Here is a 24,486-nt window from a genome sequence, read left to right on the forward strand (position 1 = left end):
AAATTCGGCAGTTTTCTGTAAATGAAGCAAAATCTCTTTTCCCAAATTTAGAAAGAACTGCCGCCTAAATTTCGATTTCAAATCGATTTATATACCCCACCATCAGCTCGGACCGATGCTCCATTAATCATGGAAGCGAGGTCACTCGCCAAAAAAACAATCACATTGGCAATCTCTTCCGGTTTTGCAAATCTTCCCGCAAGTGAAGAAGGTCTATTTTCCCGGATGAAATCCCTTGCCATTTCTTCCTTTGATTTTCCCTTTTCCTTGGCTAGGGCATCGATGAATTCTTCTACCCCTTCGGACAGTGTGGGACCGGGCAGAACAGAATTGACGGTAACATTTGTTCCCTTACAAACTTCGGCACTCCCACGTGCAATGGAAAGTTGAGCCGTTTTACTCATCCCGTAATGCACCATCTCTACGGGAATGTTGAGAGCTGATTCACTTGAAACAAAAACAACACGACCGTAGTTTCTTTTTAACATTCCTTGCAAATAATTTTGTGTGAGTTCTGCGCCACTTAAGACATTGGTTTCATACATTTTTTGCCAATCCTCTCTTGTGATTTCAAAAAAAGGTTTTGGTTCGAAGTATCCTGCATTGTTGATTAAAACATCAAGATCCGGAATTTGTTTGGTTAGTTTTTGGATTCCTTCTTCTGTTACTAAATCTGCGGCCACTCCACCTAACTTTGCATTGGGTAGGATGGATTTGATTTCGACCTTGGCTGCCTCCACCGCTTTGTCCGACCGACCATGGATAAAAACTTCTGCTCCTTCCTTTGCAAAACCAAGGGCCGTTTGGAATCCAATTCCTTTTGTGGATCCTGTCACTAATACTTTTTTATCTTTTAAACCTGTATTCATTTTCTCATTCCTCCGAGTACAATTTTACCAATTGTTTTTCCTGTTTGTAAAAGTTCGTGTGCTTTGTTTAGACTTTCTTCTGTCATCTCTCCCAAATCCAACTGATTGGTCGGATTGATTTTTCCTTTTTCCACAAGTACTGCAATTTCTTCTAACAATTGTTTTTGTTTGATACGATCTTCTGTTTGATACATAGACCTTGTAAACATAAACTCATTCAAATACCCATTACTTTTGGATTTCAGTAGATTCATATTGATGGGAGAGCCGGATTCCACAATGGAACAAATATTTCCAAAGGGAAGGAGCACCTTGGCTAAATTTTCGAAATGGTCTTTCGGATCACTAAAGAGAAGGACTTCGTTTACACCATTTTGTCCCAAGGATTGGATTTGTTCCAGGTAATCTTTGTTTGGATTCACAACTAAATCCGCACCGAGAGATTTGACCCAAACAATCGATTCTTCCCTGGAAGCAGTGGCAATCACATTGGCCTTTGTCATTTGTTTTAAGATTTGGATTGCGATACTTCCCACACCACCCGCACCGGCAACAATGAGAACAATCTTTTTTGCCATTGGATCCAATTTTAATTTTTCGAAAATGGATTCGTAGGCTGTAATCGTTGTTAATGGAAGAGAGGCAGCTTCTTTAAAATTTAAGTTTTTTGGTTTTTTCCCTACGATCCATTCATCCACTACCTGAAATTCCGCGTTGCTTCCTGGTCGTTTGATGTCCCCCGCATAATAAACTTCCTCTCCTAGTTTCAAAGTGGAAACCTTGGCACCTAGCTCTGTAACCACACCAGCTGCGTCCCATCCTAAAATTCTGGGACCAGGATTTTCTAATGAGATCGAATTTCGAACCTTATAGTCCACTGGGTTGACTGAGACCGCCATCACTTGGACACGAACATCATGATCCCCCAGTGGTTCTTTTGGAATCTCTAACGACCGTAATACGGATTTGTTTTCTTTGGCATCATAAACAGAAACAATTGCTTTCATAATGTTCGGTCTCTTTGGTGGGTGGATTTTTGTAAATAAAAAAGATTCAATGTGCTACTTGCTTGACTTATTGTATACATTTAGTTTACAATTGGGGAATGATTCCTTCCATCCGTGATCTAGATGACCTAAAAACCTTTGTTTTGGTAGTACAAGAACGAAGTTTCACCCAAGTGGCTTCCCGATTGGGAGTGACCAAGGCAGCGATTGCCAAACGAATCCAAGGGTTAGAGAAGGTTTGGAACACCCAGTTGTTTTACCGGAACACAAGGAAGGTGATCCCTACAAGAGATGCCGATTTGATTTTTCAGAAAGTCATCACAGTCCTTGAGAATGTAAAGGATTTAGAAAACTCGCTGGCCAACAAAGATGAGTTAGAAGGAACCCTCCGTGTGACTTGTGTAAGTTCTATGTCGAATAATTTTGTTTCCGAGATTATCGAGAAGTTCCAGGAACAAAATCCCAAAATTACCATCCAACTCATCGTCACCGATAGTTTGCTCGATCTTATGGAAGAATCTATCGATATCGGAATTCGAGTGGGGACGGAAGTCCCTCCAGGGTTAACTGCTACAGAACTATTTAAAAATCGAGTCTCTATCGTTGCAAGCCCCTCGTATATCAAAACCCATAAACAAATCAATTCGCCAAAAGATTTGGAAACCCATAATCTTTTGTATTTGGATTTACATAAGGTTCTTCGTTTTTCGGGAACCAATTTTAGTTTGAATGATGTGAGTCGAATAAGAAATTTTTTATCAAACGATGCGGCAAGTCTGGTGCAGATGGGATTAAAAGGAAAAGGAGTTCTTATTAGATCTTTTTGGGATATAGAGGAGGCAGTCCAAAGTGGGAAACTCATTCCCATACTAGGTGCATATCCTTTGGAAAATTTTGGTAGTGTTTGGGTGGTTCATCCGAATAATAGAACACCTTCTCGGCGAATGATGGTTTTTCGTAATTTTTTAGAATCGGAATGTAGTTTCAAATTCAATCGATGAATGGATTTTTCACTTTTTGAATTTTTTCAATGATTTCATTTTTCCTAATTTCAAATGTATCGGGTGGATCTAATTTATCCCAGGATTCATAGAGTTTTCTTCTATTTTCAGGAACCGCAATTCCATATTTCCATTCCATATAAAAATAGGTGCGTGCGATGTCTCCGCGAATGTTTGGTTTTGGTTCTGCTGTTTGTTCTTTGAAATTGATTTCAAAATCACATAACCCGTAATTTCTTTCTTCTCCTTCAATTTCTCCATAAGGGAAGATTCCTCTATCCGCATTGATTTCACCGGGAACTGGAACAATATTGTGTAAGTCCGCCTCAATTTGGTTAAACTCTGGATCAGTAACCTGACAACATTTACGCCCCCGCACAAGTTTTCCATTGGATTCACAATCTTTTTTTATCCAACATTCGCGGGTACTACCAAAACTATGAGCTGGGACTATATGTTCCCATTCAATCCATGTTTGGCGGTGGTTGTCTTTTCGGCTATTTAAACCGCAGGATTCAAAGTCAATTTTAAGTCTTCCTTGGACTTCCGAATCTTCGGAGAACTTACATCCGCAGTAAAAATCGGTTCCTACTTTTTTATAAAATCGTTTCAAAACACGTTTGGCTTTTTGAAAATCAAACTCTTTTTGTGGTTTTGATCCATCGGTAAATTTTTCTTCTGAATCAGAATACAGGTAGAAACTAACGAAAGATAACAACAAGATACTAGTCGTTACGAGTAGAGTATTCTTCCAAAAAGACTGGTTATTTGAAAATTTTTCGTCCGACATAAATGAATTACCAGTTGTCTCTTAACTTTCGTAAGGTTAAAAATACAGAACGGTCATCGGATATTTTTTCCTGTAATTCTTCGAGTCTGTTTTTGACAGAACTGGTTGTCCTTCTGAAAAATGGATTCAGTTTCTTTTCTATCCCCATTTCAGAAACCTGATAAGGCTGTAGGGAAGTTTGAAATTCTTCGCGGAACTTGTTTTCAGGATCAATATGTTCTGCAAATTTCAGATTGTTTTCCCAATAATCATGTCCAGGATAGAGTAAACAAGAGTCCGGAAGGGTTTCATATCGAGATCGTATTGTATCGTACAAAACATTGGGTTCTCCGCCGCGAAAACAATTTCCCACCCCTACGTTAAATAAAGTATCACCCGAAAAAATTCCTAAAACTGTTTTTGGATTTTTACGAACAAAACTTAGGTGAGAGAATGTATGCCCAGGTGTGTCCCAAACGGCAAGTGATTCCTCTTCCACAGAAAAAACAATATCACCTTCTTTTAAAATTTGGTCCAGTCCAGGGATTTTATGTTTGGCATCTTTATGTCCGTAGATAATTGCTTTTGTTTCTTCTTTTAGTTCTAAATTCCCTTGGGTATGGTCACCATGTTCGTGAGTATTTAAAATTCCTTTGATTTTGATTCCTAACTTTCTCGCATAACCAAGGACTCCCTTTGCATCAAAGGGATCAATACAATAGGCTTCACCTGTTCTATTGGAATAAACAAGGTAACTAAAGTTTCTGAGGGGAGAATTGGTAAAAATGGGAAGGATCTCAATCATTTGGATGTATCCTTCCCAAAATTTTAATACAGGATTCGAGTGCGAATGGAATGTTTATGGGCTTTGATTTTATTTTTTAGTTCATCACCCAAATTTTTATCAATTTCCATACTCAAATAACCAATATTTGATGAGGTACTTAAGTTTTGTGTTAAAATGTTTCCACCTAAATCAGAAATGATCGAGTTGATATCTCTTAAAAATCCAGGTTGGTTTTGGTGGATGTTTAAAATTCGGTGGTAACCTGATTTTAAATTCCCCAATTCAATGTTTGGAAAGTTCACAGAAAACGTTGTAGATCCATTGTTCACATATTTTAAAAGTTTTTCAGCAACTTCTGTTCCAATGTTTTTTTGTGCTTCTTCCGTAGAACCACCGATATGTGGTGTTAGGATTAGGTTTGGTAATCCTTGCAGTGGGCTAACAAATGGATCGTCATTGGATTTTGGTTCCTCAGGAAAAACGTCTACACCTGCGCCGGCGAGTTTTCCTGATTTTAGGCCTTCCACAAGAGCATCAATTTCTAATACTTTTCCACGAGAAAGGTTTAACAAATAAGCACCAGGTTTTACTAGATTCAAATGTTCTTTGCGGAATAGATTTTTTGTTTCATCTGTTTCGGGAACATGGAAGGTAATAAAATCAGATTGTTGTAGCAGTTCTTCATAACTGTGTACAGAAGATGCGTTTCCAAGAGGAAGTTTGGATATGATGTCGTAAAAAACAACCTTCATCCCCATAGATTCAGCAAGGACAGAAACTTGAGATCCAATATGTCCATAACCGATGATTCCGAGTGTTTTTCCCCGAACTTCAAAACAACCTTTTGCAATTTTATTCCATTTCCCTAAATGTACATCGCGCGATTGGTCGGTAGCTTTTCTTGCGAGCATAATGATCTCAGCGATGACAAGTTCCGCAACCGATCTTGTATTGCTATAAGGGGCGTTGAATACAGGAACAGCACGTTTTTCTGCTTCCTCTAGTTCCACTTGGTTGGTTCCGATACAGAAACAACCAATAGTCATTAATTTTTTAGCATTTTCTAAGGCCTTGGTTGTAACATTTGTTTTGCTACGAATGCCTAAAACGTGTACATCCGAAATCCTTTCGATGAGTTCCGCTTCTTCCATCGCATCTTTGACGAGGGTCACGTCAAAACCGTCTCGGTGGAAAAGTTCGTAAGCATCCTTGTGGACGTTTTCCAGAAGTAGGACTTTTATTTTTCCTTTGGGATAAGATACCATAGGAACAGGATTTTTTCCTTTGCCAAACCTTGCACGTCGAAAAAGGTTGAGCTTACCATGGAAAGAATCTTCTCCCTTACCCGAATTTCCTCCATTTTTCTCATTTTTCTGGTTGTTGTTTCCTGCTCTGGAACCAAAGCCTATGTGGTCACACCAGAACCAACTTTAGAGCAACAAACGGCTATTTCTAAAGATCTCTGTTTACAACGATTTCTTTGGTTGTTTCCGGGGAAACGTCCTTGTGTGTATTTTAAAGCAGAAAGGGACAATGGCACGGGACTTGTGCAGTACTTTCTCCTCTATGAAATTGGAACCTTTGACGTAGACATCCCGATTGGTGTTTCCTTAAAGTTAGGGGAAACTTGGTATAACCTAAAACGCACCAATACAGATTATTCTGATACGATTATCATTAGTTCTGCCATCTCTTCTGATCTCATCCCGAAAATCGGTGAGAATCAATCGATTGCAATAAGTTATACAAATAGAAAAGAAACTATTAATTATAATTTAAGTTCTAACCAAACAGCTACCTTTCAGTCTAATTTATCAAAACTGATCCGCACCATCGAATCAGAACCAAAATTAAATATCTACCGAAAGTAAAGTTTTCTTACGTTTCTTAAAAACAAAAGCCTCCAAGGAGATTTTCCCTGGAGGCTTTTTTATGTTCTGAACTTCTCTTACAAAAAATTTTAGTGAAAAGTCACACTGCCAATTTTAGGATTGGAACCGGATTTTATTCCGGTCTCATGAGCGGGAATAGGATTGTATCCCGGATGGAGTGGGAGTCCGTGAGTAACATCACTAAACGATCAATTCCAATTCCGAGGCCACCTGTTGGTGGAAGTCCATATTCTAAAGCCCGGATATAGTCATCATCCATCATAAAGGCTTCGTCATCACCAGCTTCTCTTTGTTTTACTTGTTCTTCAAACCGTTCTCTTTGGTCGAATGGATCGTTTAACTCAGTGAAGGCGTTTCCAATTTCACGTCCAGCAACATAAGGTTCAAAACGTTCCACATATTTTGGATCGTCTTCCCCGGACTTAGCAAGCGGTGAAAGTTCCTTTGGAAAATCTGTAATAAAGATAGGTTGGATGAGGTGTGGTTCGACGAGGGAACTAAATACATCATCACATACTTTCCAAATGGAAACGGAATCAGAAGAGTCCACACCTTTTGCTTTTGCTTGGTTGATAGCATCATTCAGGTCAGTAATTTTACTAAAATCGATTCCTGAATATTCTTTAATGATATCAATGTATTTTGCACGTTTCCAAGGAGCAGAAAGATCAATTTGATCTTTTCCATAAGCAAATTTTAAACCTTTACCAATGGCTTCCGCTACCGAAACAATCATTCTCTCCGTAAGTGACAACATTGTTTCCATATCACCAAAAGCCATATAGGCTTCCATCATTGTGAATTCTGGATTGTGTTTTGTGGAGATTCCTTCGTTACGAAAGTTGCGGTTGAGTTCAAACACTCTGTCCATTCCACCCACGATCAGTCGTTTAAGATAGAGTTCCGGTGCAATCCGTAAAAATAACTCCATATCGAGAGTGTTATGGTGGGTCACAAAGGGACGTGCCGCCGCACCACCAGCGATCGGTTGCATCATTGGGGTTTCTACTTCTAAAAATCCTTCATTTGTCAAAAATTTACGAATTTCGGAAATGATACGAGAACGCATTTTAAATGTTTCTCTAACATTTTCGTTCACAACTAAGTCCACATAACGCATGCGGTATCTTTGTTCTACGTCAGAGAATGCGTCATAAACAACACCGTCTTTTTCTTTCACAACAGGAAGTGGACGTATACATTTCGCAAGGAGTTGGACGCTTGTTAGGTGAAGTGTAGTTTCCCCTTTTTGTGTTTGGAAGAGCCAACCTTCGATTCCAATCCAATCTCCTAAGTCTAGTGATTTGAATAGTGAATAATTTTCTTCTCCTAAATCATCTCGAGTGGCATACAATTGGATGAGACCTTCTGCATCTTTTAGGTGGGCAAAACTTGCTTTTCCCATCACTCGTTTTGCATGCAAACGACCACCCAATTTGAAGGACTTTTTTTCTGTTTGGTTGGGATCAAACCCTGCGATCAGTGATTTGGAATTGGCATTGGGAAAAAAACGAAGTGGGTAGGGGTTGATTCCTTTTGTTTTTAAATCGTTAATTTTTTGAATGCGTTGTTCAATCAGTTCGTTGGAATCTTTAATTTCATCCATTTATAGGACACCTCTAATATAAGAATATAGATAACGTACAAATTCGCCGGTGATTTCCCGAACTCCATCTTCAGTTAAAAACCAATTGGATCCTGAGACCTCAGATGGAAATCCGTAAGCAGTTACCTTGATGGGCAAACTGGCCAAAGTTTTGCGATAGGTTCCTAAAACTCTTTTGGTTTCATACTCCCGACAAAGGAGTAAAATGCTCCCCAGATTGTCAGAAACAGCTATTTTTAATAGGTTTTTGGATGCCTCGTCTGTGTCACCCATTTTGGATGTTTGGATCATGAGAGAAGAAACTAGAGTTGGACTCATTCCGAGTGAACTAAAGGAATCTTTGATTTTGGATTCTTTTTCCTGGGGGGAATACAATTGATTTTGTGTTTTGTCTTCTCGGATAACGAGGATTAGTTTTTTAAAGTCAGCCCGTTCTGAGAGCGTAACTATTGCTTTTAGATTCTTTTTGGAAGGAAGTTGGTTGGCAATTTCGAGAACTGCTACATCCGATTTTTGGTAAGTTTCCGATGACTTTAACCAATAGGGGGAAGAAAGAGTCAGACCAACCAAAACTAATATTGGGGAAATAAAGCCGGTAAAGAGGAGTTTGAGTCGAAACGTAAGATCGGATACTTGCATACTGATGACCCCTACAACCTACCGAAAGGTAAGGGGAAGTGACAAGAGAAAATTCATCTCCTTGACGAAAGAACCCGTTTTCCTAACCTGTCCTACATACACGCCCGCTCGGATGGTGGAATTGGTAGACACGCTACTTTGAGGTGGTAGTGCCGCAAGGTGTGGGGGTTCGAGTCCCCCTTCGAGCAAAATCTCAATCATCACAAAATAATCATTAACTAAGAAAAAGATCGACTCGAACAGTTTTGTGAGCATTAATATCACGACCCATGGGGAGTGATATTAATGACAAGCCGACCCGGAAGGGAGGCGACGAACAAAGCCGTGCCTCGAAGCGTAGTTTGGACATGAAGTCCAAACAGCGGAGAGGGCGAGTCCCCCTTCTCGCAGTGGGCACTTTGGAGAAATAAACCCATAACTTCTAAAGAAGTATCTGAATGATTACCGATAGCAATATTTTTGCAGGCGGAAATATAGGTGTTAAAAGTCACATTTCTAATAAACCGTATGTAGACACCTTCTGAATAAATGTATCTGAAATTTCAAAATACAAGTATACTGGAAAATAAGAGGATAACGAAAGCTATTTGTAATATTGTAAGGCAAGGTATTATGACAGTAATTTGGGAAGATTCACGAGAGTATGGCTCAGATGAAACTTGCATTTTTTTTATGGCCCTAATGAAAAGCACTGCATACGCTAATTGAATCAAAAATGCAAGTCAAGTAAACGATCTACAAATTTTTATCCAACTATTTACAAACGAGAGTTTAATGCCGGAGAAGGAAAACGTAATGTAGGCAAATTAAATACTCATTGTACTTTAGTTGGCGATTTGTCTGCGTTAGGTTTAGTTACTACCTTGTATTCAAATGATATTATAATTTACCTATATTCAATGAACTGGGAAAATGGGAAAATTCGACAAGGATGTTCGATAAAAAATAATCCCAATAGAATGCAAATAATTGGAAAGTCTATAGACATTGGAAATTTAGTTGGAAGAATGAAGAATTTTGCGGATGATAGAAAGTGGAAACTTTAATATGAATAAATTTACTTTTTTATTATTGTATATATTTTTTGTTAGTTGTGAATCTAGCAGAGAAAAATGTTATTCGAATTTAGAGCCTGATTATAAAGGATTTTGCGATAGTATTGTAGTTGGCTATGGAGCAGCAGAAAACGATGAAGAACGGGAAAAAGTTAAAAACCTTTCTATCACAACTTGCTTATTGGGAAGTTACCAAGACAAAAGATGCAAAAAAGAGCGTAATTGGGACATTGTAGACGTGTTTTAGTTTTTCTTTAGTTTGTAGAACACTTACTCTTACTACTTTCCGTTGTAAAATGCCTCATGAGATATTCGTAAGCATGACCTAAGATATCATCCCCATTGTTTGTTTTCCCTTCAGGGCAATCATATCCTTAAAAGTGTCACCCTTTGGAGCCGTCATGGGAGAAAAGTCTCTGCAACATATTTACCTGAAATGTATTTGATAAAAAGCATTACAAGAACATAATCCTTGTATTGTGATGCATACATCCCACCACTTAGTTCGTCACAAGATTTTCAAAGAGATGAGTATAATTTCGATTTTTTGATTGCCATAGTCTATCGTCAGAGTCTTAAATTTCCAATAATTCTGCAATTTTTTCATGGTAGCGTAAGGTTGGGACAATGGGGCGTGGGGATGGACAATTTTAAATCAAATATTGAGGAGATTTTGGAATCTAGTCAAAAAATAGAGGATAGCTTGTCAAATTTACTTAGTAAAAATGCGCCTTTAGTTATTTTTTATTTGGCTAAAATTTCAATAGAGGATGGAAAAGTTAGTAAACAAAGCACCAATAGCAGACTTAAAAAATTATATAAATCTAAGTTTTTAAAGGAAAACTTTGATCAATTTTTAAAAACTCCATATTATGAAATATTTATTAATTCATATGTTCATTTTAATTCAAAATGGGAAAATGAAATTATAAAGAAACATTTTGAGAAAGATAAAGTTGTGCTTCTCAAAGCTATCAAATTGAAGACTTTAGTCGGTAAAAATCAAGGTTCAAAATCTTTCATTGAAAATCGAAATATAATTTCTGAATATTTTCCTGATTATAAAGATTTTGAGAATATCTTGGAGAGGTATTCAAACTTAGAAAAGGATTTCAAAGCTAAAATTATAAATCAATTAAATACCTTAAACTTGTTCCAACTTTTGTTTTTATGCGGAGAAAACCTGAGATTGCAAAGAAAAAATGATTTTCTTCATTTTGATTTTTTCCAGAGGCGAATCATTCAGAAAATAAATGTAATTTTGAATCTGATTCAGTTCAAATCTGACAATTTGGAAGAATATACGTTTGTTAAACTTTTTGGTGAATTTGCAACTTTTCCGAGTTCAAAAATAACAGATGAGAAAGTATTTCAAATTGCCGCTAAACTGTTAATTGAAGATTTTCCAATCGATATAGAAGCAGATTCTTTTAAGGAATTTTGTTTAACTGATGATTTCTATGAACATTTCGCTGATCTTGAGAATCAACTTGTCCAAGTTAATTCATTTTCTGTTGAAATGAAGCTATATAAAATGTTTGTCTATAAATTTAGACAATTAAATGAAATAAATTCAGTTAGTAAACAAAGTGAAAAATATTATCAGACAATTCAATCTGTGTTTGGTTATTTTCTACCGATTGAAAAGGAAACTTTGCCTAATAGAACTTTAGATTTTTTAAAAGAACTGTTTATTTCCGAGAATGAAATTAATTTCGATGAAATATTTGTTTCGAAATTTGAAAATCTTAAAAATTCAATCGACACTTCTAAGGATAAGGTGATAAATATTTATCCGATTTCTTTTTTGGAGAATTTGCCTGAAGAGATAAAAGATAGAATCGTTTTTAATTTTAGTAAAAAGGAAGGCAAAAGATTAGATACTAAGAATAAATTTTTATTTGAATTAAACGACTTATGTTTCTTTTTCCGTAAAACTACATCTAATCCTTATTTTACTTTCTCAGTCATTGACAGTCTGATTCGAACTTCAAAGGATCCAAAAGTTGAGACTAAAAATCTTGCTTCCTTAATATCTTCCGATCTCGAAGAAAAGGTTTCCGAATTATTTGAGAAAAATAAATTCCAGGTTATTCGAAATAAATTTTTGAACAAAACTCTAGGTGACTCAGGTCTATCGCCCTTTCCTAAGATGGAAATAGACTTGATGGTGAAAGAGGGAAATACGCTTCTTATCTTGGAAATAAAAAGTTCAGCCCTAAATGGCGGTTTGTCTCAAATTTTTGATACCTACCATCAAAATCTCTTAAAAGCAGGTCTTCAATTATCCAATATTGAAGAATATTTGAATACAGATATTGGAAAGGATGAATTGCGGAATCAATTTGGCTTTAGCGAAGAGACGTTAGAAATCAAATACCTGATCATATCAAACCATTTCAATTATGATGGAACCAAGATTTTTACAAAGTACTTAAAGACCTCCGTTTTTGAATTAGAAGCCATTTTGAATGATAATTTATACCATTTATATGATCCATTATTTGAAATTCCCGAAAAAGAGAGAATTGGAATTCTGTCGGTAGAAAATGAGGATAGTCTTAATTACGAATATTACAATAAACTCACACTCGATAGTTTCCCCAATTTAAAAACAAAAATGCAGGAAAAATACAAACTCTTCGACGGTGATAAATCACTAATCAATGTTTATAAAAAATTGGAAGAAAAAGTAGTTTGGTGGTGTTTAAATAGTTCTCAAAAATAAGGACGTGATCTAACATAGAGATTCTAGATTGTCATTCCAAATCTTTCTCATGCTAGTTGCTTCTCTGAAGCCAATGAGCAAGGATAATAATGATGAACTCAGAAATTACGGTGAATTTTCACCTAACTAAAAACTGCAATTTCAGATGTGGATTTTGTTTTGCCCATTTTAAACAATCATCACATTTAGAAATAGAAAAAACTGCCTCTATTGTGCGGGAAATAAAAAAGAGCGGATTCAGAAAAATTAATTTTGCAGGTGGGGAACCATTGCTTTACAAAAATTTTGAATCTTTACTTTTAGTTTCGAAAGAAATTGGTTTGATAACATCAATGATTTCAAATGGATCGAGAATTACCAAATCTTGGGTAAATAACAATGCGCCCAATTTAGATATTCTTGGAATCAGTTGTGATAGTGCAAAACCGGAAACTTTACGACAAATTGGTAGAGGAGACGGTTCAAGTATAGATCATACTAAGAAAATATTTTCTTGGATCACTGATTACAATGAGAAATCAGGAAGGAGGGTGTTTAAAAAATTGAATTCAGTTGTTTCTAAATTTAATTGGAATGAAAATATGAGTGAATATGTAGCTTCGTTAAATATTGACCGATGGAAAGTTTTTCAAGTTTTAAAGATTGAAGGAGAGAATGATCATAAGTTTTCTGAATTTGAGACAGATGAAAATGAATTTAATTTCTTTCTAAAAAATCATAAGGAATTGGCAAAATTTGGTCTTAAGATTGTTCCAGAGAATAACTCTGCAATGACAAACTCCTATTTGATGGTAAACCCCGATGGTTGTTTTTACTACAATCACAATGGGAAATACCTTCTAAGCGATCCAATACTGGATGTAGGAATTGAGACCGCACTTAAACAAATTCACTTTTCTAAAGATAAATTTAAGAAACGAGAAGGTTTTTATATAATTTAATTTAAGGAATTTTTGAAAAAGAAATTTAGCATACAACATTTTTTGCGAGGGCGGTGTTCAAACGATGCCCTCGTTTTACTCATCCTAAGGACTGAACCAACAATCCTATTTCAAATACTTTTGAAAAAAACCTACGGCTCTTGACTCTGCTTCCTTAGGATTAAAATTCCAAAGGCGTTCGTGTCGATTGCATTCAGGTGACCAGAGAGATTTTGGTTCACCAGCTTTCGCAAACAAATCTTCTGCATGATGGTAATCTACATAATCATCTTTTGTACAATGAAAGATGGCAATGGGCCTTGGACTGATGGAGGCAATTTTATCAATAGGTCTGACAGTATCAATATCCATATCCCCGCGATAGTTTAAAGCAAGTTTGACAACCGGAATCAATGGGTAATAAGGAATTCCAAAATCACGTTTTGCAGACTCGACAAGAACATCAATGGCTTTGCCATACCCACTACTAAAAATACCTGCTTGGATTTCTGGATGATCGGCCATCGCGATGATGCTAGTGGCGGAACCCATGGAAAATCCAAAGATTCCAATTTTTTGATATCCCTTAGTTTTTAAATAGGTAAGTGCAGCATCCACATCTTTTTGTTCATGATATCCCATGGAAGCAAATCCTCCATGATTACGACGTAAACTGAGCAGTAACAAATTGTATCCTGCATCGTGTAGGCTTTTGGCAAATCGAATCCCTTCGTTTCTTTGCCCACCATGACCATGAACTAAGATGATTGTGGCTTTCGCTTGTTTGGCGGGAATCCAGTAATTAACAAGGTTCAAATTGTCCGCTGTTTTGATTGTTATCTCTTCAAATTCTAAACCAACTTCACTTGGCCCAGTACAAAAAACATGGTGGTCTGGATTGCATTTTACCGTTGGATAAAGGACTAAACTAGAAAAGTAATAGGCGATCGCACTGAGTAAGATGATACTAAAAATCAATCCGGAAACTGTATATTTTTTGATTCTGTTCATGAGCCAATAAAAATATGAAAAAAATCAAATTCTGCAAGTAAAAAAACATATGGCTTTGAATTTCGGAGATATGGAACCTTCGTTAACTGTTTTCTTTATTTGTTGTATGAGTGTCCTTAGTCCTCTTTCGGGGGTGAATGATGGAGAACTGCGGGGTTGTCCACCGTCGCCTAACTGTGTTTCTAGTCAGAGTATGGAGTACAATTTTGTCCATAAAGTAGATCCAATCACTTATACTACATCGAGACAAGTGGCTTACGAAAGAATCAGCAAATACTTTCACGATTCAGAAAACATCTGGATTCGAGAAGAGAAGGAAGGAGAATACATCCGAGTGATTTTTTTCACAAAGGTATTTCGGTTTCCCGATCGAGTGGAAATCTATTTTCCGGAAGGCAAACAAGAAGCCCAGATTCGTTCCCAATCCGCACTTGGACTTTGGGATATTTTTGCCAATCGAAGGAGAGTGAATCAGTTTAGAGAATTGCTCGCGAAGGAAGAATCAGAGTAAAGCGTTGTGATTCAAAAAATAAATTCCACCAATAATCCTTTCTATTTTGGATCCGAAAAGCCAGTCTCCTAGGATGGTAATTCTTGTTTCTTTACATAGGTTTTTCCATTCATCGAAACTAGGTAAGTCTAGTTGGAGAGCACCCTCGCGACCAAGTAAAGGCAGTTGAGCCTGCGCATACTTCCACTTATGGTTCCAAATTAAATTGGGTGGAGGAGCATTGAATTTTTCTTTCAGCTCCCGAATCAGATAATCTTTGTATTTGTTTGTTGGATTTTTATTTTGATCCATCCAATCTTCAAAATGAGATTCGGAAAAAATAACCCCGAATTGAACGAGAAGGGCTGACCCATCTTCAAATTCATTTGGATATTTGATACTTTCCCAACTTTGGTATTCCCAATCGGTTCCGCGTTCTAAACTTGTAGAAATCGGAATGAGAGAAGATGGATTGAGTCCCAATGCCTCCCAATTTGGTTTCCATTTGTCCCAATAGAAATAACTAACCAATGTTTTACGGTAGTCGTTGAATGGCTCTAAAAAGGTTTTCCATTTTTGTAATTTAGGATTATCTTTGGAACGATTAAAAATTTCTAAAATTTGCGGAATGGGAAGGGTCAGAATGACTGAGTGTGAACAAACCGTTTCTCTTTCTTTTGTTTCTGAGTGATCAAATTCCAAGTTCCAGGTTTCTTCGTCTGCAACTTCTATTTTTTTTAGATGATGGCCTTGGATGGGTTTCACCTGACCCATCATTGCCGATACAAGATCTGCCATCCCTTTTGTGGGATAAAAATGTGATTTGTCATAAATGGGATTCACTGGTAACTGGATTTGTTTCGATTTCCAAATTTCGAGAATCGAATACTTTGTTTCACCACCTAGCCACCGAACTTCCATTTGGTCACGAAACATGGTAGCACCAAAATCATAAGAAAAAGAATCCTTTGTTTTACTAGAGACTCTACCTCCAAATGATTTTCCCTTGTCGTAAATCACAACTTCGGGGTTCATCATGGCAACGGCGGCACCGGAAATTCCAGAGCCAACCACTACTGGAACTTGGTAACAAAAAATTGGTTTCACGGTTCACTCCAACCTTAGGGAATGATACTATAACTGTTTGATGAGAGCTTTCAAATCATTTATGAGAGAAAATGGAGCTGGTTTGATTTCTTCTGCGAGTTTGATTGTGTCCTCGATGGTGCGAGTGAGAACTTGTTTTTCTGCCGTATAAGCAGCTTGCGGAAGCCTAGATTTATTTTTTTTAAAAATTGTGACTTTGGTATCAATGATTTCGATCATTTGGTTCAAATACTGAATCTTCTGGTCCATAGGCGAATGGTGTAACATAATGAATCAAAATGAGAAACAAATTTTTGGATAAGAAAGGGAAATTCGTCGTAGGGGATCCAATGACAGATGAAATTTGGGATTCATTTTTACCAAAAAAATTCAAACTCCTTTCCCCCTACCAATGGACACCGATACCAGTCATCGAGAGAACTTGGAAATATCTTTCTAACGAACAAGTGAAGTCCGTTGTGGATTTAGGTTCTGGGGTAGGGAAATTTTGTATTTACCTTTCTCTTCTTTCCAAAAGTTCTTTTCCGATCCTCGGTTTAGAAGACCGAGAAGATTTGGTTGTCATTTCGGATTCTCTAAAAACTAAGTGGGGTGTGAAAAATATAAACTGGGAAAAAACTAATTTCCTAAACCAATTTCCTTTTGGTCATTCGCATTATTATTGTTTTAATCCTCTTTATGAAACAATGAAAGGAAATCATTCGATTGATATTTCCAAAGGAAAATCGGCAAAACAATTTCTAAATGACCTACAAACCTTTAAACAGAATTTGATTTTATTAAAACCAAAAACAAAACTCATCACCTTCCATGGGTTTGGTGGGAGTTATTTGCCCGGGTTTAAAACTCTATTGAAAGAAGAGATTGTGGGAGGAGAATTTAGAGTTTGGGAAAAAGAATGAATCTTCTCCCAAACATAATTGGATTTACTCTCTATTCAACTCTGAATGGATCCTTAGTCTTATTTTTTCCTTTGTAAATGTGGCTTTGCAACCAGTAGATAAACGATCCCAGAAGATAAGACAACGAGAGTTGTAAAAATCATACCATAATTGATATACCAAGGTTCTTCCGGTGTTCTTGGCCAAACCATATTGGCAACAGCAGTGATCCCATAAAAAAGTGCGAGTCCATTGATCCAGATTCCAAATTTTCCTAAGGTAAAGGAGCCGGATGGTTTCCAACCTTTCAGGCGTGCATAAAGTGCGGCAAGGACTACCATTTGAAAGGCTACGTAAATTCCAGCAGATGCAAAACTAATGATGGTTGTGACAGCATCTTGTAACCAATGTCCCATACCTGTGATAAGAATCGGGATGAGTCCTGTGACGAGAAGGGCATTGACCGGAACCTTTCCTGATTTCGATAGATGGTTTAGGTGTTTACTTCCAAAAATCATTCCATCGCGAGCAAAGGAAAATAACAAACGACTTGCGGCAGCTTGTAAGCTGAGTAGGCATGATAAAAAAGAAACCATTACCACGACAATGACCATTCGGTAACCTACAAGTCCCATCGCAGAGACAAGTGTGGTTGTGACCGGGTCATGGTCTTCACCTGAAATGGCTTTATCGATATTGGGCAAAGCCAGTAATAAGGCCAAACAAACAAAGGTAGCAGCTCCCCCTCCGATATAAATTGTCATCCGCATGGATTTAGGAATCGCAGAGCTTGCGTTTGGTGTTTCTTCGGCCACATCTCCGCAAGCTTCAAATCCATAATAACAAAACATAGCAGCAACTGAAGATGCAAGGAATGCGGGGAAGTAGTTCACACCTTCGCCGAGAGAGAATGTATTCCAAAGTATGGAAATAGAATTTACTTTTGCAAAAAGAAGGAGGTATCCACCAACAACAATGGCGCCAACTAATTCACATAAAAATCCAAAAAAAGCAACTTTGGCAAGGAGTTTGGTTCCACTTAAATTTAAGAACGTGGAGATTAAAATCATAATGATGGCAATCCAGATAAAACCTGTGTTTCCGAGTTCGACTCCCAAAAGTTGGGTTAAAAATGGAGCTCCACCGACGGCGACCGCAGCGACTGTCGTAAAGAGTGCCCAAGCATAGACCCAAGCCGACATCCAAGCCCAACGTTCTCCCACCAAACGGAGCGACCAGGGATAGATCCCACCAGAGATTGGGTATTGGGAGACAATTTCACCAAAAACCAGACAAACTAAAAATTGTCCCAAGCCCACGAGTAGATAATTCCAAATCATGGGTGGACCACCCGCTTGGATGGCTAGGGCAAATACGGAATACACACCAACAACGGGGGAGAGATATGTGAAACCTAGGGAAAAATTTTCCCAAAAGCTCATACTGCGATCAAATTCGGATTTGAGTCCGAGTGCTTCTAATTGTGCTGAATCCTTGTCCAATGCCTTTTGATTCATGAAACATCCTTAGCCTTTTTAGTGGTAGGTTAGGAATGGTTCTAGAGGTAGGCCCGTTTTCTACAAACGATTTTGTTTTTCCATTGACTGAAAAGCCTTTGATCCATCTAATTTTTCACAATTACGGATACTCTATATGAAACAAACACTACTCTTAGCAATGATGCTATCACTCTCCATCGGATGCGCAAGCTCTCAAACAAACGAGGGAGGTTCTGAAGAACCTGGTCTTGTGAACAAACTCATCGAAAAAGCCAATTCGGAAGAAGGCCAAAAAGCCATCCAAATGGGAAAGGAAAAACTTCAAGATCCAGCCACCCAAGAAAAACTAAAAGGATTACTTTCTAAAGATAAGAAAAAAAAGGAACCGGCCGTACCCGCTCAGTAAAATTTTCCAATCAAGAAATACATTCACCCTAACCAATCTTTTGTATTAAGAGTGGATAGGGTGTTTGTTTTTATTAAAATCTACTTAGGTCTGCATTTCCACCAGACCGTAAAAAGATTTCTTTAATGATCCAATTCCTTACATTCAAATAATCAGTTGGCAAACAAAAGAAAAACAAAGAATGCGATTTTGTTTTTGTATCATTAATGATATATAATGTATGTTCTTTTAGAAGAATTTCTTCCCAATCTTGGAATCTGTATTCGGTTTGATTCCAATAAAAACTGTCTTTTGTAATTCGAATTTCTTTTCTTTTTTTATAATTCCACCACACGTATGTTAACGGTAAAAATCCAATCATTATTGAAAGGATTAAAAATATAATTTGTATCATTGTCGGGGGAAAACTTTCCCATGTTTCGATTGAAAAATCAAAAGCAGATCCAATGACAAAATGAAAAATTAAGGTAAGGGCGATGCTGACTGTGAAGGAAACAAAAACAAAAATCTTGGGATTGTATTTTGAAAATAACTTACTTTCTTGATTTGTTTTCTCCTCAATCAGTGTTGAATCTGATAAAAAGGTAATTTCCGAATCCAAAATTTCTTTAGGGACTTTTCTTTTGTGAATCGGGAGATCTAGTTCAGTATAAGGGATCAGTTCCTTGGATTCATTTTGCAGTGAAGTTTTGAGGATTTTTGCGATTGATTCACCAAACAACCGTACCTCGGGAAAATTGGTAGATTCTGCGAATGGAACTGTTCCTTCATCTAAATGTCCAAGAACGGTAAATACAGTAACAGTCCTAGATCCATTTTTAGTTTTCACAGTATAAGTATATTCGGAGAAAGATAGAAATTGAACCTGATCGAAGGGAATGGTTCTTAAAGTTACCTTTTTTTCTCCTAATAAAATGATCCGAGTTTCTGGATCAAATTCTGTCCATTTCGGTTTTTGGAAGAGATAAAGAAAGATATGAGGTGAGATAAAAAAAGCAATGAAGATAACGAGAAAGAAGCCCACAAGAAAGGGATCTTCTTCAAAAACACCTGTTCCAAAAAAGGTGGGGATTAGAACCACGAGGGTAACAAGATTGACGGCAAACAAAATCCAATGAATCAATTTCGAATTTTTTGACTTATGGTCGGTGTAGCGCTTTTTGGTGGTCATACTAGCTCCTTGTAGTGAAAATAAATTGAATTTGTAGTATTCAAATGAACTGTGGACTCAAAATCAAAAACCTATATGAAAATGAATTCTATCCTGAAACTATTTATTTCCATTTCCTTGGCGATTTCCCTGGCAACAGGTAATCTTTATGCTGAGGAACCAGGAACCAAACCCAACCTTCCTGACACACAATCGCTTCCACCTGAGGAGGTCGCGGTTCCAGAAGAGAATCCAGAAGATCCAAAATGGAAGAAAGCAGAAATTCGTGTCATTGGAGACAAAAAAGACCTAAAACGAATTCCCGGTTCTGCCACCATCATCACTAAGAAATACTTAGAGGAAACGAGACCGACTGACAATATGGAAGTCCTACGACGGGTTCCTGGTGCCAACATTCGTTACCAAGACCCAGCTGGACTCACAATGAATTTAGGATTTAGAGGTGTGAGTAGTGAAGTATCTCGAAAGGTTTTAATTTTAGAAGACGGACTTTTTACCTCACTTAACCCCTATGGGGAACCAGAAATGTACTACACTCCTTCCATTGAAAGGATGGAACGAATCGAAGTGGTAAAAGGATCTGGTTCCATTCTATTTGGACCTTCTACCATCGGTGGTGTAGTTAACTTTATCACAAGGCGTCCTCCTAAAGATCCTACATTAAACATTCAAACAGTTGGTGGTGAAAATGCCTATTTCAGCCAGATGGTGAATTATGGAGGAACCTTTGGAAACACTGGATTTGATGTCAATGTTCTCAGAAAACAAGGAGATGGTTTTCGAGCCAATCAAGGTTATTTTGTCAACGAAGCCAATCTTAAAACCATACATCAGTTAAATGATAAACATAGTCTTACGACGAAAGTTGGATTCCACCAACAGGAATCACAAGCAACCTACGTGGGGCTGACGACTGGGATGTTTAACAATAATCCTAAGGACAACCCTGCACAAAATGATAAAAGAACTATCGAACGTTATAGTTTTTCTGTGGGACACGAATGGGTCATTTCTGAAAAAACAAAATTAATCACCCGAATTTATTCTGCTTATACGGAACGTAACTGGGCTCGCCAAAATTATGCAAGGAATTCAAGAGGTAGTACCATTCCCACTGATACGATAGCATCTTATGACGGTGAACCCTATACATCCAGAAACAATGATACCATTTGGATGCGCGGAACCAATGCCCACCGTGATAGAACTTATAAATTTGCCGGAATAGAAACTAAATTACAAACAGAACTCGAAACAGGTACCATCAAACATGAAATTGATTTAGGAACCCGTTATCATATTGATATGGCCAAAGCACAACTTTTGAATGGCCCAACCACTCCTGATTTTGTAGTGTATCCCAATGGAGTTGGAACTTCTCCTGCTGTACTTTTACAATCCCAAACTAGTTTAGCCAATAGTGGTGAATTGAGAGATGATGAAAGACGTTCGGCAAAAGCTGTTTCTGTATATTTACAAGATAGGATTCGCCTAACGGAAAAATTTTCGGTGATACCGGGAGTGCGTTATGAATCTTTCACACAAACCCGATCCATTCTTCGGGGAAGGCGAGATTTTGATCCGAATACTTTTGAATACTTAGGCGGAACAAATCCAGCAGCACAGTTAGATAAAACAGGAACCACAAGGAACAATATTGTTCTACCAGGGTTTGGAACCACTTTGGATTTTGCAAAAAACATGACCTGGTTTACAGGAGTCCATAGAGGGTTTTCACCACCAAGATATGAATCCGCCATTTCTCCCACAGCCGAAGACATTGCCTTAAAACCAGAACGTTCCTGGAACTATGAAACGGGTGTTAGGGGAGACGTTACTGAATACTTAAGTGGCCAACTAGTTGGTTTTCTTCTGAACTTTGAAGACCAAATCATCAATAGTTCTGCAGCAGGTGGAAACTTTGGGTCTAGGCCCGTAAACGCCGGAAAATCAGTCCATCGTGGTGTAGAAACCAATATGACCTTTGACTTTGGTCAATTTTGGAAATTAAACTATTCCATTCCTCTAGACATTATTTATGCAAGAACTGAAGCAAAATCCAATCAATATACATATAACCTGAACGCTTGGGCAAACGGAGATTCCAATCCCTTTTCTCATATTGATACTAACGGGAATCGCCTACCTTATGTTTCTCGGGATATCTTAACACTTTCTCTAGGAATCACAAGTCGAAGCACTGGGTTTTATGCTCGGATCGAGTGGCAATATTTTTCTAAACAATTTCATGATTTAGAAAATTCGAAAACTGTCAGTTGGTATGACACGGCAGGTAGTACAGCTACCAATCGTAGTGTTCTTAATTATGCGGGGATAAAATCGGATGTTTCTGGCCTTGATGGTGAAATTCCTGCTTACGAACTTCTGAATGCCAATATCGGTTATAAAAAAGACAATTGGTCTGTATTTCTTTCTGGAAAGAACTTACAAGACAGAAAGTACATTTCTTCTAGGTTGCCGGAAGGAATCCAACCCGGGCCTTTCCGTCAGATCAATTTTGGAGTCACCTTACAACTGTAATTTGCTTGATTCAGGTATAACAGGTGAAGGTTTCATAAATAAATATCCTTGGGAGTATTCGATTCCCAAGGTTTCGATCATATCTTGAATGGCAGGTCGATCCACAAATTCAGCAACCACTTTGGCTCCAATCCCACGGGCCAGTTCCACAATCCCTTGTACGAGTAGGTAGGCAGTTTTGTTTTCTGGTAAGTTTTTAATGAACTGGCCATCAATTTTAAGATAATCAGGATCTACTTCGAGTAGTCTTGCAAGGTTAGAATATTGAACGCCAAAATCATCAATGGCAATTTGACAACCTATTGTTTTTAAATCTCGAATGGTATATAAGCTGTTTTTGTTTTCAGAAAAACTAATATCCTCTAAAATTTCAAAAGTCACACGTTTGGCATCGATTTTGTAATGAGATAATCTTGCTTCTACCCATTTACTAAAACTTTTATATTCTAGTTCCGATTCTGTTAGGTTGATAGAAAAGTCAAAAGGTTTGTCAGAAAAATAATTCATAGACTCATCGATCATCTGCAAACCAATCATTCGGATGCTTCCTGTTACCTTTGCTAGTTTTAAAAAAACATCGGGAGTGAGAATTGTATCTCTATCTTTGATTCGCGCTAAACATTCAAACTTTGTGATTTGTTTGGTTTGGTTGTCTAAAATCCCTTGGAAGTACGGAACAATTTGTTTGTTGGTAATGGCAGCTTGGATTTTCTGGCTCCATTGGAAATTCTGTAAATGATGGTCTGTGGACAAATCATCTGTATAAGTAACAAAGTCCGTAGAACCTTGTGTTTCTGCTCGAAACAAAGCCAGTTTGGCTTTATAATAACAATCTTCTTGGCCATTGGCAGAAGAAAAACGACATTCTAAATGGAATCCCACATCATCTAAAATCAAATCATCGGATTTTAGGATCATCCGAAAACTCCTCATTTTTTCGATGAGTTCTCCTTCTGACAATTTAGAAAGAACGGCAATTTCGTCGGAATAAATATGGTAAACTTTTTCTTCGTTTTGTAAATGAACGGAAAGCAGTTGTAATAACTTTTTAAAAATCTTGCGATAAACTTCGATCCCAAACGTTTTGATGATACTAGGGAAACTCATAATTTTAATCAACAAGATGGATTGTTGGACATTCGAGATTCCATTGCCTTTTAGTTGTTTCACTAAAGATTCAAAGTTAGGGTATTTGGAATCTCTGTGAAAGTATAAGGTGTCTGCCAGTTCTTTGTTTTTTTCCTCTAAAGATTTTTCCTGAAAGTAGGCATCAATGGCTTGTTTGATGGTGAGTTCCAAATCATGGGCATCCCAAGGTTTGGATAAGTACCTGTACAAACATCCATGGTTGAGTGCATTACCTATGGCCTGCGCCGGTGCTTGTCCCGTTAACATGATTTTTTTGGTTCGTGGATGGGTTTCTTGCATTTCGATTAGAAATTCATCACCTTTTTGACCAGGCATTACATGGTCACAAATGACAACGGCTAAATCTGCGGAGGAAGCCGCAATTTCTTTCATAATCTCTTTTGCAGTCTCTGCGCTTTCGGCGGTCTCAATCGTGAAATTAGACCCAAATACTTTCTTTAATTGTTCTTTCAGGTTCCAGAGGATAAAGAATTCGTCATCGATACAAAGAATATAGGGTTTTTCGTTCAAAGGGCTACCTAGAGAGGAGTTACAAATAATCCTCATCTTTCAGAATATGCAAGAAATATTTGATGTTGACATTTTCTTTCAATTGTATCTAATCGACCCGTTCCAAGGAATTTGGAGCGTGCATTTCGTTTTACGAGGACAGGAATGGTTTCTAAGAAAATATATGTGGGTAATTTGAAGTTTACCCTTAAGGAAGAAAATATACGCCAGATTTTCTCTGTTTATGGAGTAATTCAAGATCTGAAAATGATTCATGATCGGGAAACTGGTAATTTTAGAGGGTTTGCTTTTATCACCTACGCCAATCCAGAAGAGGCGGAAGAAGCGGTCACCCAAATGAATGGCCAACCTGTCGATGGTCGGAACCTAAAAGTGACCTTTGCTGAGGATAAAAGAAAAGAGAAACAGAATTAAAATTCACTTTTCTGGGATCGCCCATCTCATAAAG

The 24,486-nt window shown here is 37.5% G+C and carries 24 protein-coding genes and 1 tRNA gene; 11 read left to right on the plus strand and 14 right to left on the minus strand.

Going from position 1 to position 24,486, the window contains the following annotated elements; translation table 11 throughout:
• Positions 1-77 precede the first annotated feature (77 nt).
• Positions 78-869 carry an SDR family NAD(P)-dependent oxidoreductase gene (locus EHQ16_RS15585; protein WP_135632142.1) on the minus strand — a complete coding sequence of 264 codons (792 nt, stop codon included), beginning with the start codon at positions 867-869 and terminating at the stop codon, positions 78-80.
• Positions 866-1,876: a zinc-binding alcohol dehydrogenase family protein gene (locus EHQ16_RS15590; RefSeq protein ID WP_135632143.1), complete on the minus strand. Its 1,011-nt coding sequence runs from the start codon at positions 1,874-1,876 to the stop codon at positions 866-868. Before EHQ16_RS15590 ends, EHQ16_RS15585 begins: the two co-directional genes overlap by 4 nt.
• Before the next feature lie 98 nt (positions 1,877-1,974).
• Between EHQ16_RS15590 and EHQ16_RS15595 the strand changes: the two genes are divergently transcribed.
• Positions 1,975-2,877 (plus strand): LysR family transcriptional regulator, encoded by a 903-nt coding sequence (locus EHQ16_RS15595; RefSeq protein ID WP_135632144.1) that lies wholly within the window; start codon positions 1,975-1,977, stop codon positions 2,875-2,877.
• On the opposite strand, the gene EHQ16_RS15600 is transcribed toward EHQ16_RS15595, so the two are convergent.
• The 3 genes from EHQ16_RS15600 to serA are packed head-to-tail and all read right to left on the minus strand — an operon-like array spanning position 2,867 to position 5,698.
• Positions 2,867-3,667 carry an endonuclease gene (locus EHQ16_RS15600; protein ID WP_135632145.1) on the minus strand — a complete coding sequence of 267 codons (801 nt, stop codon included), beginning with the start codon at positions 3,665-3,667 and terminating at the stop codon, positions 2,867-2,869. The genes EHQ16_RS15595 and EHQ16_RS15600 overlap by 11 nt on opposite strands.
• Positions 3,668-3,674: 7 nt before the next feature.
• On the minus strand, positions 3,675-4,451 hold the full coding sequence (locus EHQ16_RS15605) for a hydroxyacylglutathione hydrolase (protein ID WP_135632146.1): 777 nt from the start codon (positions 4,449-4,451) through the stop codon (positions 3,675-3,677).
• 23 nt (positions 4,452-4,474) lie between these two features.
• Positions 4,475-5,698 (minus strand): phosphoglycerate dehydrogenase, encoded by a 1,224-nt coding sequence (gene serA, locus EHQ16_RS15610; RefSeq protein ID WP_135632147.1) that lies wholly within the window; start codon positions 5,696-5,698, stop codon positions 4,475-4,477.
• A gap of 57 nt (positions 5,699-5,755) precedes the next feature.
• On the opposite strand from serA, the gene EHQ16_RS15615 reads away from it, so the two are divergent.
• Complete coding sequence (locus EHQ16_RS15615; protein ID WP_135632148.1) at positions 5,756-6,304, plus strand: hypothetical protein; 549 nt, start codon at positions 5,756-5,758, stop codon at positions 6,302-6,304.
• Positions 6,305-6,437: 133 nt separating this feature from the next.
• Here the strand turns inward: EHQ16_RS15615 and lysS are convergent, their stop codons facing one another.
• Together lysS and EHQ16_RS15625 are read right to left on the minus strand one after the other, a co-directional pair.
• On the minus strand, positions 6,438-7,922 hold the full coding sequence (gene lysS / locus EHQ16_RS15620) for a lysine--tRNA ligase (protein WP_208742319.1): 1,485 nt from the start codon (positions 7,920-7,922) through the stop codon (positions 6,438-6,440).
• Between the two features lie 9 nt (positions 7,923-7,931).
• Entirely contained in the window at positions 7,932-8,570 is a 639-nt protein-coding gene (locus EHQ16_RS15625; RefSeq protein ID WP_135632150.1) for a hypothetical protein, read from the minus strand.
• Positions 8,571-8,676: 106 nt separating this feature from the next.
• On the opposite strand from EHQ16_RS15625, the gene EHQ16_RS15630 reads away from it, so the two are divergent.
• Positions 8,677-8,758, plus strand: a tRNA-Leu gene (locus EHQ16_RS15630).
• A gap of 859 nt (positions 8,759-9,617) precedes the next feature.
• Complete coding sequence (locus tag EHQ16_RS15640) at positions 9,618-9,872, plus strand: hypothetical protein (RefSeq protein WP_135632152.1); 255 nt, start codon at positions 9,618-9,620, stop codon at positions 9,870-9,872.
• A gap of 152 nt (positions 9,873-10,024) precedes the next feature.
• Here the strand turns inward: EHQ16_RS15640 and EHQ16_RS19610 are convergent, their stop codons facing one another.
• Positions 10,025-10,117, minus strand: coding sequence for a hypothetical protein (locus EHQ16_RS19610; RefSeq protein ID WP_244242107.1), 93 nt, complete (start codon positions 10,115-10,117; stop codon positions 10,025-10,027).
• Between the two features lie 148 nt (positions 10,118-10,265).
• Here EHQ16_RS19610 and EHQ16_RS15650 point away from each other — a divergent pair, with 148 nt between their 5' ends.
• Together EHQ16_RS15650 and EHQ16_RS15655 are read left to right on the plus strand one after the other, a co-directional pair.
• Complete coding sequence (locus EHQ16_RS15650; protein WP_135632153.1) at positions 10,266-12,353, plus strand: hypothetical protein; 2,088 nt, start codon at positions 10,266-10,268, stop codon at positions 12,351-12,353.
• An 89-nt stretch (positions 12,354-12,442) separates the two neighbouring features.
• Positions 12,443-13,294: a viperin family antiviral radical SAM protein gene (locus EHQ16_RS15655; protein WP_135632154.1), complete on the plus strand. Its 852-nt coding sequence runs from the start codon at positions 12,443-12,445 to the stop codon at positions 13,292-13,294.
• Between the two features lie 105 nt (positions 13,295-13,399).
• On the opposite strand, the gene EHQ16_RS15660 is transcribed toward EHQ16_RS15655, so the two are convergent.
• Complete coding sequence (locus EHQ16_RS15660; RefSeq protein WP_135632155.1) at positions 13,400-14,284, minus strand: alpha/beta hydrolase; 885 nt, start codon at positions 14,282-14,284, stop codon at positions 13,400-13,402.
• 70 nt (positions 14,285-14,354) lie between these two features.
• On the opposite strand from EHQ16_RS15660, the gene EHQ16_RS15665 reads away from it, so the two are divergent.
• Complete coding sequence (locus tag EHQ16_RS15665; protein WP_135632156.1) at positions 14,355-14,795, plus strand: DUF1499 domain-containing protein; 441 nt, start codon at positions 14,355-14,357, stop codon at positions 14,793-14,795.
• Here EHQ16_RS15665 and EHQ16_RS15670 read toward each other — a convergent pair.
• Positions 14,787-15,881 carry an FAD-dependent oxidoreductase gene (locus EHQ16_RS15670; protein WP_135632157.1) on the minus strand — a complete coding sequence of 365 codons (1,095 nt, stop codon included), beginning with the start codon at positions 15,879-15,881 and terminating at the stop codon, positions 14,787-14,789. The two genes, EHQ16_RS15665 and EHQ16_RS15670, sit on opposite strands and share 9 nt — an antisense overlap.
• A gap of 27 nt (positions 15,882-15,908) precedes the next feature.
• Positions 15,909-16,148, minus strand: coding sequence for a hypothetical protein (locus EHQ16_RS15675; RefSeq protein ID WP_135632158.1), 240 nt, complete (start codon positions 16,146-16,148; stop codon positions 15,909-15,911).
• 62 nt (positions 16,149-16,210) lie between these two features.
• Between EHQ16_RS15675 and EHQ16_RS15680 the strand changes: the two genes are divergently transcribed.
• Positions 16,211-16,783: a methyltransferase gene (locus EHQ16_RS15680; RefSeq protein WP_341867435.1), complete on the plus strand. Its 573-nt coding sequence runs from the start codon at positions 16,211-16,213 to the stop codon at positions 16,781-16,783.
• Between the two features lie 59 nt (positions 16,784-16,842).
• Here the strand turns inward: EHQ16_RS15680 and EHQ16_RS15685 are convergent, their stop codons facing one another.
• Entirely contained in the window at positions 16,843-18,279 is a 1,437-nt protein-coding gene (locus EHQ16_RS15685; RefSeq protein ID WP_135632160.1) for an APC family permease, read from the minus strand.
• 136 nt (positions 18,280-18,415) lie between these two features.
• Here EHQ16_RS15685 and EHQ16_RS15690 point away from each other — a divergent pair, with 136 nt between their 5' ends.
• A complete protein-coding gene (locus tag EHQ16_RS15690) occupies positions 18,416-18,667 on the plus strand; it encodes a hypothetical protein (protein ID WP_135632161.1) in 252 nt (83 codons plus the stop codon).
• A 73-nt stretch (positions 18,668-18,740) separates the two neighbouring features.
• Here the strand turns inward: EHQ16_RS15690 and EHQ16_RS15695 are convergent, their stop codons facing one another.
• Complete coding sequence (locus EHQ16_RS15695) at positions 18,741-19,838, minus strand: chloride channel protein (protein ID WP_244242109.1); 1,098 nt, start codon at positions 19,836-19,838, stop codon at positions 18,741-18,743.
• 75 nt (positions 19,839-19,913) lie between these two features.
• Between EHQ16_RS15695 and EHQ16_RS15700 the strand changes: the two genes are divergently transcribed.
• Positions 19,914-22,379, plus strand: a complete 2,466-nt coding sequence (locus tag EHQ16_RS15700; protein ID WP_135632162.1) for a TonB-dependent receptor family protein — start codon at positions 19,914-19,916, stop codon at positions 22,377-22,379.
• Here EHQ16_RS15700 and EHQ16_RS15705 read toward each other — a convergent pair.
• Positions 22,368-24,038 (minus strand): EAL domain-containing response regulator, encoded by a 1,671-nt coding sequence (locus EHQ16_RS15705; RefSeq protein ID WP_135632163.1) that lies wholly within the window; start codon positions 24,036-24,038, stop codon positions 22,368-22,370. The genes EHQ16_RS15700 and EHQ16_RS15705 overlap by 12 nt on opposite strands.
• 144 nt (positions 24,039-24,182) lie before the next feature.
• On the opposite strand from EHQ16_RS15705, the gene EHQ16_RS15710 reads away from it, so the two are divergent.
• Complete coding sequence (locus tag EHQ16_RS15710; protein WP_135632164.1) at positions 24,183-24,452, plus strand: RNA recognition motif domain-containing protein; 270 nt, start codon at positions 24,183-24,185, stop codon at positions 24,450-24,452.
• Positions 24,453-24,486 lie beyond the last annotated feature (34 nt).

The sequence above is a fragment of the Leptospira kanakyensis genome (assembly GCF_004769235.1).
GTDB lineage: Bacteria > Spirochaetota > Leptospiria > Leptospirales > Leptospiraceae > Leptospira_A > Leptospira_A kanakyensis.